Here is a 15259-nt window from a genome sequence, read left to right as displayed (position 1 = left end):
AATTAAATTTCATAGGATATAAAATGTTTTTGCAAAAAAACTTACAAGCTTTAGAATTTACCAATAAACCCTTACAAGAAAAAATTCTATCTTTAAAAGAAGAATTTATCGACATCTTTCCAAGTCAAACACCCTTTGTGCCTTCAAAAGATGATTTAATAAAACCTAATATATTTTTTTGCGGTATAGGAGATGGACTTTTTTTAAAAAAGCTTATTAATAAACATATTTTTATTTTTGATAAAGCAGAATTTTTTGCTAATGTTTTAAGCAAGATGGATTTGAGTCAAGAGCTTTCAAGCGGAAAAATATATCTTTGTGATGTAGAAGAGAAAAGATTAGAAGAGTATCTTGTTTTGCTTTTTTCACAAAAAGATTGTTTTGAGTATTTAGGGCTTTTTAAACTTTTACCTTATAGTGAATTTTATAACAAAAGCCCTATGTTTGATTTTGTGTATCGCAAATGTTTGGATGTGATAAAAAGAGTGGTGGGAAATGTTGATACAAGTTTTACTATGGGTAATAAAATGTACAAACAATTTTTATCTAATATACCTTTAGTCTTAAAAAATACTCCTTTTCAAAGATTTATTTATGAAAATAAAGGAAAAAATAAAAGTGTTGTTGTGGTGTGTGCAGGACCTTCTTTAAATAAACAACTTAAGCTTTTAAAAACTTGTCAAGATGATTATGCGATATTTGCTTTAGATGCTACTTATAAAACTTTACTTAAGAATGAAATTTACCCTGATTTTGTTTTTTCTATGGATATTTACGAAGAAAGTGCAAGTTTTTATGAAAATTTACCACAGAATAAAAAAGAAACCATTTATATTATAAACGCTGCTGTAGATAAAGCTTTAATGCAAATTTTAGAAAATAAAAATCCAAAAATTTTTATTTTAGAAAATTTAGATTATCAACAAAAATTTAATTTAAATGATTTTGGTTATTTAGATATTGGTATTAATGTGGCTCATTTTGCTTATAATTTTGCCATAGCTTTGGGATTTACTAATGTAATCATGATAGGACAAGATTTGGCTTTTAGTGATGATGGGAAGTCACATGCTAACCCAGAAGTTTTTACATTTCATAATGTAGAAGAAGTTGAGCATAAAGCAGAAAAACTTCGAGTGTTAGCTTATAATAAACAAGGTTTTGTTCAAACTCATAAAGGCTGGGATGAATTTAGAAAAAGATTGGAAGTTTTATTTTTATCTCATCCTGATGTTAAATTTTATAATGCCACAGAAGGTGGAGCTTTTATAGATTATACCATAGAGATGCCTTTTGAAAAGGTTTTAGCGTTATATAAAGATAAAAAACAAGATTATGTATTTCCAAATATTTTAAGTATTAATGGACAAGAAAAATTATTAAAAAAATCCTTAGAAATTTTACAAAAAGATTATTTAGAGTTAAATGCTTTACATCAAAAAGCAAAAGATCTTTTAGTAATTTTACAAAAACAAAATGCAGCTTTTGATGAGCAAGTATCAGAATCTATTTTTGATTTTAATGATTTATTAGATAATGCGAAAATTTTACAAAGTTTTATGTATAAACCATTATTTTATTATAGAGCTTTTTTTAATGTGAGTTTATATCAAGAACCTCAAAATGTTTTATCAAGTTATGTAGATTTTTTAAAAATATTTTTAGAAATTGCAGCGTTAAGTTTAGCAAGTATAGAAAATTCTATAAATGAATATAAAAATATCTTAAAAGTATAAATTTTTTTATCATTTTTTCGATATAGTTTAAACAACTGCATGGAAGCGGTTGAATTTATTTAAAAGGATTTAAAATGGGATTTCGTATAAATACTAATGTGGCATCTTTAAATGCTCAAAACAACGCAAATTTAAACTCAAGAGCATTAGATAACTCTCTAAGCAGATTAAGTTCAGGTCTTAGAATTAACTCTGCAGCAGATGATGCTTCAGGTATGGCTATAGCAGATAGCTTAAGATCACAAGCTAATACTTTAGGTCAAGCTATAAGCAATGGTAATGATGCTTTAGGTATTTTGCAAACAGCTGATAAGGCTATGGATGAGCAGCTTAAAATCTTAGATACTATCAAAGTAAAAGCTACCCAAGCAGCACAAGATGGACAAACTACTAAAACAAGAAATATGCTTCAAGCTGATATTAATCGTTTGATGGAGCAACTTGATAATATTGCAAATCAAACTTCATTCAATGGAAAGCAGTTGTTAAGTGGTGGTTTTGTAAATCAAGAATTCCAAGTAGGTGCGCAGTCAAATCAGTCTATCAAAGCAAGTATTGGTTCAACTCAAAGTTCTAAAATAGGTGTAACTAGATTTGAAACAGGTTCTCAAGCTAAAAGTAGCGGTATAGCTCAACTTACTATTAAAAACTATAATGGTATAGATGATTTTAAATTCCAACCTGTGGTGATTTCTACTTCAGTAGGAACAGGTATGGGAGCTTTAGCTGAAGAGATTAATAGAGTTTCTGACATCACGGGTGTTAGAGCAAATTTCTTAGTTGAAACTACGGGTGTTGGTAATATTAAAGCAGGAAAAACTAGTCAAGATTTTTCTATTAATGGAGTAAGAATTGGTGAGGTTGAGTATAAAGATGGTGATGAAAATGGAGCCTTAATCTCAGCAATTAACTCAGTAAAAGATACTACAGGTATAGAGGCTTCTAAAGATGCTAATGGTAGACTTGTTTTAACCTCAAGAGATGGTAGAGGTATAGAAATAGGCGGTAGTATAGGTGCTGGTGCTGGAATTTTAAATAAAGATTATAAAAATTATGGTCGTTTGTCTTTAATCAAAAATGATGGTAAAGATATTCAAATTGAAGGAAAAAATCTCTCTGCTATAGGTATGGGTGCAGCTGACATGATTTCTCAAGCTTCTGTATCTTTAAGAGAATCAAAAGGAAATATTGACACCAATGTAGCTGATGCTATGGGTTTTAATGCTTACAAAGGTGGCGGTAAGATGATTGTAACTTATGCATCTGTTTCTGATTATATGAGTGCAGCAGGTAGTGGTATGAGTGCTGGCTCAGGATATTCTGTAGGTAGTGGTCATGAAATGTCTAAAGTTTATAATTCTACCGATGCCTTAGTTTTTGCAACAGCATTTTCAGTAGCATTTGGTGTTAGTGCGGAAGCTGTAGCAGGCAATTCTCAATTTGTTAATTTTAAAGCTTCTATGAATATAGCAGCTAAAGATCAAGAAGCTGGAGTTACTACTCTTAAAGGTGCTATGGCTGTGATGGATATAGCTGAAACTGCTATTACTAACCTTGATAAAATTAGAGCTGACATTGGTTCTGTGCAAAATCAAATCACAGCTACACTAAATAACATCAGTGTAACCCAAGTAAATATCAAATCAGCTGAATCAAATATCAGAGATGTAGACTTTGCAGCAGAAAGTGCAAACTTCGCTAAGCATAACATCCTAGCTCAAAGTGGATCTTATGCTATGAGTCAAGCTAATGCTGTACAACAAAATGTAATGAGATTATTACAATAGTTAAGAAATCCAAAACACCTTGAATTTTCAAGGTGTTTCTTTAAAACAACTCTTTAAAACAACTCTTTAAAACAACTCTTTAAAACAACTCTTTAAAACAACTCTTTAAAACAACTCTTTAAATTTGGAACATTTATTGCTTTAAAAGTTCTAAGCAATATTTTGAAAGGATTTAAAATGGGTTTTAGAATAAACACCAACATAGGTGCAATGAATGCACATGCAAATTCAACTATCACAGCAAGAGAACTTGATAAGTCTTTATCAAGACTTAGCTCAGGTCTTAGAATCAACTCTGCAGCAGATGATGCTTCAGGTATGGCTATAGCAGATAGCTTAAGATCACAGGCTGCAACTTTAGGTCAAGCGATAAATAATGGTAATGATGCTATAGGTATTTTGCAAACAGCTGATAAGGCTATGGATGAGCAGCTTAAAATCTTAGATACTATCAAAGTAAAAGCTACCCAAGCAGCACAAGATGGACAAAGCACTAAAACAAGAAATATGCTTCAAGCTGATATAAATCGTTTGATGGAAGAACTTGATAATATAGCTAACACTACAGCTTTCAATGGTAAACAACTTTTAAGCGGAAACTTTATAAATCAAGAATTCCAACTCGGTGCACAGTCAAATCAAACTGTAAAAGCTAGTATAGGGCCAACTCAAAGCTCTAAAATAGGTGTAACTAGATTTGAAACAGGTTCTCAAGCTAAAAGTAGCGGTATAGCTCAACTTACTATTAAAAACTATAATGGGGTAGATGATTTTAAATTCCAACCTGTAGTGATTTCTACTTCAGTAGGAACAGGACTTGGTGCTTTAGCTGAAGAGATTAATAGAGTTTCTGATATCACTGGTGTTAGAGCAAATTTCTTAGTTGAAACTACAGGTGTTGGCCCTATAAAAGCCGGTGCTACAAGCGATGATTTTAAGATTAATGGTGTAACTATAGGTAAGATAGAATATCAAGATAGTGATCAAAATGGTTCTTTGGTAGCTGCTATAAATTCGGTTAAAGATAGCACAGGTGTAGAAGCTTCAAGAGATGCTAATGGTAGACTTGTATTAACTTCAAGAGATGGTAGAGGTATAGAAATAAGCGGTAGTATAGGTGCTGGTGCTGGAATTTTAAATAAAGATTATAAAAATTATGGTCGTTTGTCTTTAATCAAAAATGATGGTAAAGATATCTTAATATCAGGAAGTGGACTTAGCTCTATAGGTATGGGTGCAGCTGATATGATTTCTCAAGCTTCTGTATCTTTAAGAGAGTCAAAAGGTAGAATTGATTCCAATGTAGCCGATGCTATGGGTTTTAATGCTTACAAAGGTGGCGGTAAGATGATTGTAACTTATGCATCTGTTTCTGATTATATGAGTGCAGCAGGTAGTGGTATGAGTGCTGGCTCAGGATATTCTGTAGGTAGTGGTCATGAAATGTCTAAAGTTTATAATTCTACCGATGCCTTAGTTTTTGCAACAGCATTTTCAGTAGCATTTGGTGTTAGTGCGGAAGCTGTAGCAGGCAATTCTCAATTTGTTAATTTTAAAGCTTCTATGAATATAGCAGCTAATGATCAAACTCCAGGTGTTACCACACTCAAAGGTGCTATGGCTGTGATGGATATAGTAGAAACTGCTACAGCAAATTTAGATGCCATTAGAGCTGATATTGGTGCGGTGCAAAATCAAATCACAGCTACACTAAATAACATCAGTGTAACCCAAGTAAATATCAAATCAGCTGAATCAAACATCAGAGATGTAGACTTTGCAGCAGAAAGTGCAAATTTCTCTAAATACAACATCCTAGCTCAAAGCGGATCTTATGCTATGAGTCAGGCTAATGCTGTGCAACAAAATGTTTTAAAACTCTTACAATAAATCCAAATAATATAAGGCAGTTTTGCCTTATATTAAATTTCTTTTTTCTAAAATATCTTGTAAAGGTATAATGGCTATTTTTAAAGCTTTTTCTTGGACTAAAGCTAACTCGCTGATTTCTTCTAGCCAAGATTTATGTGCTGTAATCCAAGCAACAAGTTTATTTTGTTTATCGCTATCATTGTGCATAGGATTAACATATATTTTTGAAAAAGAACTTTCTAAATGAAATAGTGATGGTCCTAAAATTTCTCTTAAAAAAATATATTTTTTGCTTTCTATTTTTTCTTTTAATTTGTCTATTTTTGAATTTAATTCTTTAATAGTATAATGAGTTTTACTTTTTGAATTTAATTCTTTATGAAGTTTTTTGCATTCTTTTAAAAAATTTTGGTTAACTTTTATGTTTTGTTTGATTTGCTTATAAGCTTTTAGCATAAGTTCTTGGCTGTCCTTGCGTTTTGGTGGATTTAGTTTTGGAAAAGGTTTTTTTATCTCATCCATTAAAAACTCTTCACAAATTTCTTTAAAAGGTTTTTCTATAGTTCCTTCTATCCTTGCCCCACCTTCTGTGGCATTGTAAATTTTTGTATTTTTTTGTTCAGAAATTAAGTTTTCGAAGATATTTTTAAATAAAATCCATATTTCAGAACTATGGACATAACCTTTTCCACCATATGCTTTTATTTTATACTTATCTTTGTTTTTTTCAAATTCTCCTTTATGATAGGCACTATGGATAAATCCTTCACTATGAGTTTGTCCATCATCACTATAAGCTAAATCTTGTCCTATTAAGATGATATTTTCATGTCCTAGTAAAAGCGCTAATTCATAATTTAAATGTGCCACGCTCATTCCACCGCTTACATAGCCAAAATCATGTAATCCTAAAGAATAAGCAAAAGGTAATGATCTTGAAACTAAAATATATTTTCTTTTGTTTTTTTCTAAAAATTTTATACTATCTTTATATACTAATGAAGCTAAAATAAAAGTAATGTCTTTATCAAAGTCTTTAAAATCATTGTCAAAGCATTTTGATACCACATCATCTCTTTCTAGCATACAAACATAATCAGGTTTTATACCTGCCTTTGCTAAGATAGGATAAGCACTATCAGCGCAAAATATAGTAGCCTTATTAGCATATTTTTTAAGTAAAGGAAGTTGTTTTTTTAAAGAAGGTCCAGTAGCTACCAATATAGCATTTTTACTTTTATTTGATCTTTTTTTCTTAAATTCACTAAAACTTGGATGTACAAGCATTTTAGGTAAGTTTAGAACAAATTGCTCTATGCCTTGCATAGCATCAATTGGATCATTTCCTCTTCTTAAAGCAATATTTTTAATAGCTTGTATATTTAAAGTACTAATTAGATTGATTTCTTTTTTTTGATCTTCATAAAATTTAGAATGAATGTGTAGATTGTAAGTTTTTAAAAATAAATTTAAAAGAGAGCATAATGTATCAGCTTTTGTATAGTTAAATTCCTTTGTATGGATTAAAATAAATCTACCTTCTAAAAGTTCTTTGGAAAAATCTATCATATTAAAAACTAAAAATATTAACTCAATGTCTTTTTCATATACAATAACTTTTTTATGTTCTTTATTTGCAAGCAAACTTTTGTAAAATATACCATTGCCTAATCCATAGAAAAAAAGTATAGGGTATCTTAAGTATTCTTTATTAAATAGCTCAATTTTTTCTTGCAGTTCTTTTAAAGGATTTATATATAAATTTTTTATATTTTTATAGCATATATTGCAATTTAAAGGATCTTTGTCAAAAACATAAATATAATCTTTAGCTTCTTTTATTCTACCTAATTTTCTTTTTAGTATTTGATATTCACTTCCTTTTAAGGCTTTTAAATTTTTTTTAAAAATCTCTGTTTTCATTTTTATCCTTTTTGATTAAAAAAATAATATCGTCATTTTTTATGTTTTTTATCAAAAATTTGATGTGTTATTGTTTTAAATTTTCTTTTATAGTTTTATTATAATTTTCAAGATATAAAATAATCTCATCAAAAAAATCGATTTGTTGTTCTAAGAAAGATTTTGTATTTTTTCCTTTTTCAACTTTGTATTTTAAAACCTCACATTCATTTTGAAAGCATCTAGCTTGTAAAATATCTGAAAAAAATTCACTTTTTGGGAGCTTAAGTCCTAGTTTTTCTAATCTTTCTAAGCTCTTATCTTTAATAGCTTTTTTGCATTCATTGATAAAAATTTCACTTTGTTTTATTTGTTTGTTGAGTTTTTCTTTGCATTGTTTTAGTTTTTTTTGTGGATTTTTTGCTTTTGTTAAAATAATATTTTTTTCAATTTTTTCTTTTAAAAACTCTTCACAAATTTCTTTAAAAGGTTTTTCTATAGTTCCTTCTATCCTTGCCCCACCTTCTGTGGCATTATAAGTTTTGATTTTTAATATATCTCTAGCTAGAGCTATATCTTTTTCAAAACTTTTTAAAAACAAATACCATGTGAGTTGTGTTTTTACTTCTTTATTGCCTCCATATGCACAGATTGTTTTATAAACAACTTCTTCATCTCCTTGATCACCATATAAATGTTCTTTTGGGTGAGACTTTCCATCATCACTATAAGCTAGATCTTGTCCTATTAAAATAATATTTTCAAATCTTAAAGCTCCAGCTAACTCATAAGCCATATTAGCAACACTCATGCCATTTCCCAAAAAACCATATTCATTTAAGCCAAGTTTGCTTTCAAAAAACAAAGGTCTTAAAACAAGCATATAATTTCTATTATTTTTTTCTAAATATTCTATGGTTTTAGGATGAGTTAAAGAAGCTATGATAAATAAAATATTTTTATCAAATTCTCCAAAATCATTATTAAAAAATTCGCTAGTCATATCTTCTCTTTCTAGTGAAAAGACATAATCAGGCTTAATTCCCTCTTTAGCTAAGATAATATAAGAGCTATCAGCACTAAAAATTACAACATTTTCTTGGTATTTTTTTAAAAGCGGAAGTTGTTTCATCAAAGAAGGACCTGTTGAAACTATAATGGCATTTTTTGCTTTTGCTTTTCTATCTTTTATTAGATTTTTAAAAGGTATATGAGTGATGATTTTTTCTAGATTTATAATATTATGTTTTATCCCTAGCAAAGCATCTTTTGGGTCATTTCCACGAGCAAGCATTAGTGTTTTTATGAGATTTAATAAAATTTGCATCACATTTTGAGCATTGGGTGTATAAAAATTAATATAAAAATCATTATAAAAATGAAAATTGAAAATTTTCAGCGTATGTTTGATTTGCGGATAATTAAATAAAACTTTAAGTTGAGCGGTGTTGATATTTGGTGTAAAAAACAAAATAAGTTTTTCTTTTCTAAGAAGCGTGGTAAAATCAATCATATGAAAAGCTAGATATAAAATTTCTAATTCTTCTTCAAAAATAACAATATGTTTTAAATGCTGATTTTTTAAAAGTTCTATAAAAAATTTTCCATCGCCAAAACCATAAAAAAATAATACTGGATATAATTGAAATTTATCATAATCAAAAGAATGATTTTCATCTAAAAAAACTTGATTTTGCAAATCAAAAATTTTATTTTCTATGATTTTAAATTTATGATTTTGAGTGATTTTTCTCAACTCATAAGCTAGTATTTGATCTACTTCAAAAAGAGCTTGGGTGTTTTTTAAAAATAATTCTTTATTCATTAATATCCATTTTTGTTTTAATTATAACAAAATTATTATTGAATGTACTTTATATTAATCAATAGCTTTGTAATTTTGTTGCTTTTATTTTATGAACATATTTTTTAAAGTTATTTTTGATTAGAAAATTTTCTAAATTTAATATATTTGTTTCTAAGGTCACTTTTAATGCAATAATATGCTCATTAATAATTTCAATAAAAGATAAGTATTCTTTAATCCAAAGAAGCATTTTGTTAAAATTATCTTCTTGTGTTTTTGGGTTAAGTACTTGAATTCTTGCTAAATTGAGCTCAAATTGAACACTAATAGCACTTGTTAGCTCTTTTAAAATATCTACTTTGATAAGTTTTATTTTATATTTTTCTATTTCTTGTATTAAACTAATAAAATTTTTTTCATCGTTCATTAAAAAATAAATACGATTGATCATATATAAATTTTCTTTATGTAAAAATTCACAAAGTTTAATGGCCTGTTGTGTTTTATAAAATGTTTTAAGCATAAGTTCGTTTTTTTTATTTTGTGTGATTTTGTCAAGTTGTATGAATGATTTTGGCGTGGTGTTTTCAAATAAAGTTTCACAAAGCTCTTTAAAAGGCTTTTCTATGGCTCCTTCTATCCTAGCACCACCTTCAGTGGCATTATAAGTTTGAATGTTTTGTTTTTTATTATCAGCAATAGCTTCTTCTAGATAATGCTTAAACACCATCCATATTTCGTGTGTTTTAACCATGCTGTTACCGCCATAGCCCAAAGTTTGAATATGGTCATAATGACTTTCGCAGTCTGCCTTATAATGGTAGTCTTGAGGATGTGAAAATCCATCATCAGAATAAGCTAAATCTTGTCCTATTAAAATGATATTTTTGTGTTGTAAGCAAGATGCTATGAAATAAGCCATATTTGCTACGCTTGGAGTATTTATTAAACTACCCAAGTCTTTTAAATGAAAAAGTTTACTAAAATCACCTATTTTTTGTATAAAGGTAAACTTTCTATTGTTTTCTTTTAGATATTTGGGAGTATTTTTATATACAATTTCAGTTAAGATAAATAAAATATTTTTATCAAAATCACCAAAATTGTTATTAAAAAATTCACTCGTTTTTTCTATTCTTTCCAAAGATAAAACATAATCAGGTTTTATATCATGTTTTGCGAGTATAGGATAAGCACTATCAGCACAAAAAATAGTTGCTTTATTTGTATATTTTTTAAGCAGAGGAAGTTGTTTGATTAAAGAAGGGCCTGTTGAAACTATAATAGCATTTTGATAAGTATTTTTTCGTTTTGATAATAATTCTTTAAAGGAATGATTTAAAAAAAGATCAGGTAGATTATAAATAAAATTTTCTATACCTTTTAAAGTATCTTTTGAAGAATTTCCAAATTTTAAAATAGAATTTTTTATATAAGTTTGCATAGTTTCGTTTGTTTTTAAAATGTCATTATGAAATTTTTCATAATAATCGCAATGGATATCTAAAAAATAAGTTCTTAAGAAATTAAAAAATGGTGAGCTATTACATAAAATTTGAAAATATGTAGAATTTATATTGTTTATATCTAAAATAATTAGCCGGAAGTCTTTTAATTCTTCACTAAAATCTAAAAAATGAAAGCTCAGATAAATAAATTCTATTTCTTTTTCAAAAATAACTATTTTTTGTCTATTTTTGTTTTGTAAAAGGGCTTTATATAAAATTCCATTACCAAAACCAAAAAAATATAGCACTGGATATAATAAATATTTGTCATTATATAAGTCCAATTTTTCATTTAATTCATCAAGTGTATCGTTATATAACACATATCCTTTTTTTTGGTGAATAAAATTAACATCTAAGGGATCGGATCCTTGTTTTGTATCAAAATTATTTTGCTTAAAATTTGCCAATTTGTCTTTTAAATTTTTATCACTTAAAGCTTCTAAATTTTTATTAAAAATATGTTTTTCCATGATTATTCCTTGAAATGTTTTTCTTCTAAAGCTTTAGCAAATTCTATATCACAACTTGCTTTTTTACCAAGCATGATAGGTAAAAATTTAGGATGCAAACCTAGGCTTGGTCTTACGCTTTTTATATTTTCTCGTGTGAAAATATCACCTTTTTTGATGTCTTTGCTTGCGTATAAACTTCTTGCAAAATGGCGGTTTTTTAAAGTTTTTTTATCCATGCTAAATTCTTTGTTTCCTAAAGCTTGCTCGCTTAAACGCACCATAGAACACATTTGCTTAAACTCCTCAAAATCAAGACTAAATTTAGCATCAGCACTATTTAAAGTTTTGTCTAATATAAAATGTTTTTCTATGACTCTTGCGCCAAGAGCTACGGCTAAAGTTGGCGCTAAAAATCCCTCGCTATGATCACTTAAACCAACAATAGTGTTAAATTTTTCTTGTAAAGTTTTTATGACATTTAAATTTAAATCACAAATTTGTGAAGGATAAGTCGAGGTGCATTTAAGCAAAATCAAATTCGGATTGTTTTCTTCTTTAAAAATTTTAACAATCATTTCAAGTTCTTCTTCATAGGCTATGCCTGTAGAAACTAAAGTAGGTTTGTTTTCTTTTGCTATATAACGCACAAAATCATAATCATTTGCTTCAAAGGAAGCGATTTTATAAGCTGGGGGATTAAATTGCCTTAAAAAATTTACATCTTCCTTAGAAAAAGGACTAGAAAAGCAAATTAAACCTTCATTTTTAGCACATTCAAAAAGTTTTTCATGCCACTCATAAGGAGTTTTAGCTTCTTCGTAGAGCTCATATAATTTGCGTCCATGCCATAAACCACCTTCAATAATAAAATCTTTTTTGTCAGAATTTAGTGTTAAGCTATCTGGGGTATAGGTTTGAATTTTTATAGCATTAGCTCCTGCTTGTTTGGCTGCTTGTATAGTTTTTAAAGCTATTTCAAGACTATTTGCATGATTGGCTGAAAGTTCAGCGATGATGAAAACTTTTTCATTTGTGTTAAAATTTTCTATAAACATTAAAAAACCTTTTTTAATTTAAATAAAAATTTACTATATTTTATATTTTAATTATTAATTATGATTAAAGGTTTATTTAGTAAAATAAATTTATTATAAAGTTATCTAAGGAAAAAACTATGACTAAAACACTAGAATATTCGATTTATCACTTTTGTGAACACATTTTAAAACTTAAAATTACACCAACAAGCGTGATTAGAGGCGAGCTTTATGGGGCTTCTATACCTTTGTATTTTAAAGATGAAGAATATAGTTTTTATCTGTTTTTTCAAAAAAAGGCTCTTAATGAGATTGCGCAATTTTTATTGCATGAAGAGTTAAAAGAAGATGATCTAGCAGATTTAGTAAAAGAAGTAGCTAATCAAATTATAGGTTATGCCAAAAAATTACTTAATGACACTAATGGCAAAGATGAATATCGCTTGGGTGTTCCTGAATATTTAGGACGTATTGATGGATTTTCAAAAATCAAACTCAAAGAAAAATTTACTTATGAAATGAAAAATGCTCGTTTTAGAATAGGTTATAAAAAATTATGATAGAAGATCATTTAGGATTGTTGCAATCTTATGAAGATATTTTAGATATTAGCGTTGATTTTGTTAGTGAGCTTGGTACTACTAATATGAGCGTAAGAGAGCTTTTAAAGCTAGAAGTTGGTTCTGTGATAGACCTTGAAAAGCCAGCGGGTGAAAGCGTGGAACTTTATTTAAATAGAAGAATTTTTGGAAAAGGTGAGGTAATGGTGTATGAGAAAAACCTTGCTATAAGGATTAATGAAATTTTAGATTCTAAATCAGTATTGCAGTATTTCAAAAAAGAATTGCAATGAAATTTATTTGGATTTTACTACTTGCTTTACCTCTTTTTGGGGCAAAAATTCTTGATTACAATATTTATCCAAGAGAAGATAGGGTGGATATTACTTTTTCATTTGATGTTCCTTATAAAGAAGGTATTAGTCAAAAGAAAAAAGATGGTATTATTATTTTTACTTTAAATGCTAAAAGTGCAAAAGAGGAAGATAGAGCGTTAAATTCTGATATTATAAAAAAAATTAAAATTTTTTCAGAAGATAAAAAAACTTTTATAGCTTTAAGTGTAGGCGATAAAATACAAATTACCGCTGATGCGATTGGTGAATATGGTTTAAGATTGCGTGCTCAAAAAGAAGGTGTAAATTTAAGTACTAAAAAAAGCTTAGAGGAAAAAAACGAGGAAATAAAAATGCAAGAATATGATTTTACAAATTATATTTTAGTTGTAAGCGTTTTGATACTTTTGCTTGTTGGACTTTGGTTTTTAAAAATATATCTAAGACAAAAACACCCTTTAGATAGGAATTTTAATTTAATCTTTCAAAGACCACTTGATAGACACAATCAACTTGTAGTTTTTGAATATGGTTTAAAGCGTTATACTATGATTATAGGAAATTCTAATGTGCTATTAGAAACAAATGAAGCTTTGATAAAAAATGAAGAACAAAACAAAGCACCTCAAAAGCCAAAAGAAAAAGATTTTGACTCTTATTTTGAAGAAAATAAACAAAGATTGCAAAATTTACTTTTAAAACAAAATAATTAATTTTGCTGATTAAAAGCTAAAATGATAAGTTTTGGCTTTGAAATTTTTTTGATTTCTTCTTTTGAAAAATAAATTTGTTTTTTAGTCGAGTATATATACAAAGTATGATTTTTTAGCGTGAAATCAAGATTCTCATCAGTGTCTTTTGCAAGTTTTTTTGATAAAGCTAAAATAAAATTAAGCCAAGCTAATATGTGATTATTTGGTAGTAAATCTTTTATATTTTCTATCGCAAATGAATTGATTTTTTTTCCATTGGCTTTTAAAATAGTAGAAATTAATAAAATTTCTTTATGTGAAAAACCAAAATGCAGGCTATTTAGAGCTATATAAGCACTATGTTCATTAGCAAAATAAAAATTAATTCTCTCGCCTATATGCGATAATTTTGCAGCATTTATAAGATCTTTTTTAAAAGCAAGATTAATTTTATGGATAGGTAAAAGGGCATCAAATAATTTATTTGCAAAATAAGCACTTTTATCATTATAATCTATACTAAAACGATCTTGTATAGATTTTAAGCTTGGATTGAAATTCGGAGGAAATTTGGCATTAAATTTTGAAAAATTCGTTGTTTCATTTTTTATTTTAGTATATTTTTGAAAAAGATTAGATAAAAATACACCTTCTCTAACACCCACTGCAGAGGTGATGATATTTTTAGCTTTTAAATTTTTTGCTAGTGCTAAAAATATCACACATCCTTCTTTTATAGTATCAAAACGATCTTTTTTTATGTTAAAATCATTTAAATTTTTAGCATTTTGAATTTTTTCTATGTGATTTTTTTCTTTTTCAAAACTATAACTAAAATTATGAATCATTTTTAACGGGTAAGAGTTTTTTTTCATTATAGAATTTGACAATGCCCTTAAACTTCCACCTATGGCAATGATATTTTCATTTTGAAAATGCTTTGGAACTTGTTTTAGTGCTTCTTGTATAAATTGGTCTAGTGCATTAAATTTTTTTGTATCGTAAAAAATTTCTTTTAATCTTACTGTGCCAAGATCAAGTGAAATACAATCTACAATCTTACCTTCTTTGATTAAACAAAGCTCAGTCGATCCTCCACCTATATCTATAGTGGTGGCATTTTGAATATCTGATAGTAAATTTAGCGCAGCAAGCCCACCTAAAAATGACTCCGTTTTTCCATTAATACATTTTATATTTAAACCTACATTTTTTGCTATTCTAGCTATGAAATCTTTAGCATTGGGCGCATCTCTTAATGCAGAAGTTCCAACAGCAATAATTTTTCTACATTTTTCTTTTAAAGCTTTTTCCTTAAAATAAGTTAAAGCTTTTTCGGCATTAAGCATGGCTTCTTCTTGAAGAATTTTATTATTATTGTAAGCATTTTCTCCAAGTCTTACTTTCTTTTTGTGCTCACTACAAATGAAAAAACCATATCTTGAGGTTTTTTCAAAAACTACCATACGAACGGAATTAGAGCCAAGGTCAATTACTGCTGTTTTTTTAGCCATTAAATATCTTTATTTTTATGTTTTAAACGAATGAAAAAACCATATCTTGAGGTT

The 15259-nt window shown here is 28.0% G+C and carries 11 protein-coding genes; 6 read left to right on the top strand and 5 right to left on the bottom strand.

Translation table 11 applies throughout. The features are described from left to right. Nucleotides 1–23 precede the first annotated feature (23 nt). The 3 genes from L8V85_RS04375 (at nucleotide 24) to L8V85_RS04365 (ending at nucleotide 5413) form a co-directional block, all read left to right on the top strand. Complete coding sequence (locus tag L8V85_RS04375) at nucleotides 24–1736, top strand: motility associated factor glycosyltransferase family protein (protein ID WP_263737532.1); 1713 nt, start codon at nucleotides 24–26, stop codon at nucleotides 1734–1736. Between the two features lie 74 nt (nucleotides 1737–1810). Beyond that, nucleotides 1811–3523, top strand: coding sequence for a flagellin A (locus L8V85_RS04370; RefSeq protein WP_263737531.1), 1713 nt, complete (start codon nucleotides 1811–1813; stop codon nucleotides 3521–3523). A gap of 177 nt (nucleotides 3524–3700) precedes the next feature. Further along, nucleotides 3701–5413, top strand: a complete 1713-nt coding sequence (locus L8V85_RS04365; RefSeq protein WP_263737530.1) for a flagellin A — start codon at nucleotides 3701–3703, stop codon at nucleotides 5411–5413. 27 nt (nucleotides 5414–5440) lie between these two features. On the opposite strand, the gene L8V85_RS04360 is transcribed toward L8V85_RS04365, so the two are convergent. The 4 genes from L8V85_RS04360 to pseI form a co-directional block, all read right to left on the bottom strand. Beyond that, nucleotides 5441–7318, bottom strand: a complete 1878-nt coding sequence (locus tag L8V85_RS04360; RefSeq protein WP_263737529.1) for a motility associated factor glycosyltransferase family protein — start codon at nucleotides 7316–7318, stop codon at nucleotides 5441–5443. A gap of 67 nt (nucleotides 7319–7385) precedes the next feature. After that, entirely contained in the window at nucleotides 7386–9122 is a 1737-nt protein-coding gene (locus L8V85_RS04355; RefSeq protein ID WP_263737528.1) for a motility associated factor glycosyltransferase family protein, read from the bottom strand. 58 nt (nucleotides 9123–9180) lie between these two features. Beyond that, a complete protein-coding gene (locus L8V85_RS04350) occupies nucleotides 9181–11085 on the bottom strand; it encodes a motility associated factor glycosyltransferase family protein (protein ID WP_263737527.1) in 1905 nt (634 codons plus the stop codon). Nucleotides 11086–11087: 2 nt separating this feature from the next. Continuing rightward, on the bottom strand, nucleotides 11088–12122 hold the full coding sequence (gene pseI, locus L8V85_RS04345; RefSeq protein ID WP_263737526.1) for a pseudaminic acid synthase: 1035 nt from the start codon (nucleotides 12120–12122) through the stop codon (nucleotides 11088–11090). A gap of 119 nt (nucleotides 12123–12241) precedes the next feature. Between pseI and L8V85_RS04340 the strand changes: the two genes are divergently transcribed. From L8V85_RS04340 to L8V85_RS04330, 3 genes are read left to right on the top strand one after another with little or no spacing between them, the layout of a single operon-like run. Continuing rightward, the gene (locus L8V85_RS04340) at nucleotides 12242–12664 is read left to right on the top strand and encodes a chemotaxis protein CheX (RefSeq protein ID WP_133319685.1); all 423 of its coding nucleotides are present in this window, start codon (nucleotides 12242–12244) and stop codon (nucleotides 12662–12664) included. Next, the gene (gene fliN / locus L8V85_RS04335) at nucleotides 12661–12957 is read left to right on the top strand and encodes a flagellar motor switch protein FliN (protein ID WP_133319684.1); all 297 of its coding nucleotides are present in this window, start codon (nucleotides 12661–12663) and stop codon (nucleotides 12955–12957) included. Before L8V85_RS04340 ends, fliN begins: the two co-directional genes overlap by 4 nt. After that, complete coding sequence (locus tag L8V85_RS04330) at nucleotides 12954–13712, top strand: hypothetical protein (RefSeq protein ID WP_263662849.1); 759 nt, start codon at nucleotides 12954–12956, stop codon at nucleotides 13710–13712. The genes fliN and L8V85_RS04330 overlap by 4 nt, the downstream gene beginning before the upstream one ends. Here the strand turns inward: L8V85_RS04330 and L8V85_RS04325 are convergent. After that, entirely contained in the window at nucleotides 13709–15205 is a 1497-nt protein-coding gene (locus tag L8V85_RS04325) for a Ppx/GppA phosphatase family protein (RefSeq protein WP_263737525.1), read from the bottom strand. The genes L8V85_RS04330 and L8V85_RS04325 overlap by 4 nt on opposite strands. Nucleotides 15206–15259: the final 54 nt, after the last annotated feature.

The sequence above is a fragment of the Campylobacter sp. IFREMER_LSEM_CL2090 genome (genome assembly GCF_025771865.1).
Lineage (GTDB): Bacteria > Campylobacterota > Campylobacteria > Campylobacterales > Campylobacteraceae > Campylobacter_D > Campylobacter_D lari_D.
The sequence above is the reverse complement of the archived record's forward strand: the minus strand, read 5'-3'. Positions and strand labels throughout refer to the sequence as shown.

What these genes read in the sequence shown, in the direction of transcription:
- L8V85_RS04375 (WP_263737532.1), top strand. Translation starts at nt 24, where the DNA reads ATGTTTTTGCAAAAAAACTTACAAGCTTTAGAATTTACCAATAAACCC.
- L8V85_RS04370 (WP_263737531.1), top strand. Translation starts at nt 1,811, where the DNA reads ATGGGATTTCGTATAAATACTAATGTGGCATCTTTAAATGCTCAAAAC.
- L8V85_RS04365 (WP_263737530.1), top strand. Translation starts at nt 3,701, where the DNA reads ATGGGTTTTAGAATAAACACCAACATAGGTGCAATGAATGCACATGCA.
- L8V85_RS04360 (WP_263737529.1), bottom strand. Translation starts at nt 7,318, where the DNA reads ATGAAAACAGAGATTTTTAAAAAAAATTTAAAAGCCTTAAAAGGAAGT.
- L8V85_RS04355 (WP_263737528.1), bottom strand. Translation starts at nt 9,122, where the DNA reads ATGAATAAAGAATTATTTTTAAAAAACACCCAAGCTCTTTTTGAAGTA.
- L8V85_RS04350 (WP_263737527.1), bottom strand. Translation starts at nt 11,085, where the DNA reads ATGGAAAAACATATTTTTAATAAAAATTTAGAAGCTTTAAGTGATAAA.
- pseI (WP_263737526.1), bottom strand. Translation starts at nt 12,122, where the DNA reads ATGTTTATAGAAAATTTTAACACAAATGAAAAAGTTTTCATCATCGCT.
- L8V85_RS04340 (WP_133319685.1), top strand. Translation starts at nt 12,242, where the DNA reads ATGACTAAAACACTAGAATATTCGATTTATCACTTTTGTGAACACATT.
- fliN (WP_133319684.1), top strand. Translation starts at nt 12,661, where the DNA reads ATGATAGAAGATCATTTAGGATTGTTGCAATCTTATGAAGATATTTTA.
- L8V85_RS04330 (WP_263662849.1), top strand. Translation starts at nt 12,954, where the DNA reads ATGAAATTTATTTGGATTTTACTACTTGCTTTACCTCTTTTTGGGGCA.
- L8V85_RS04325 (WP_263737525.1), bottom strand. Translation starts at nt 15,205, where the DNA reads ATGGCTAAAAAAACAGCAGTAATTGACCTTGGCTCTAATTCCGTTCGT.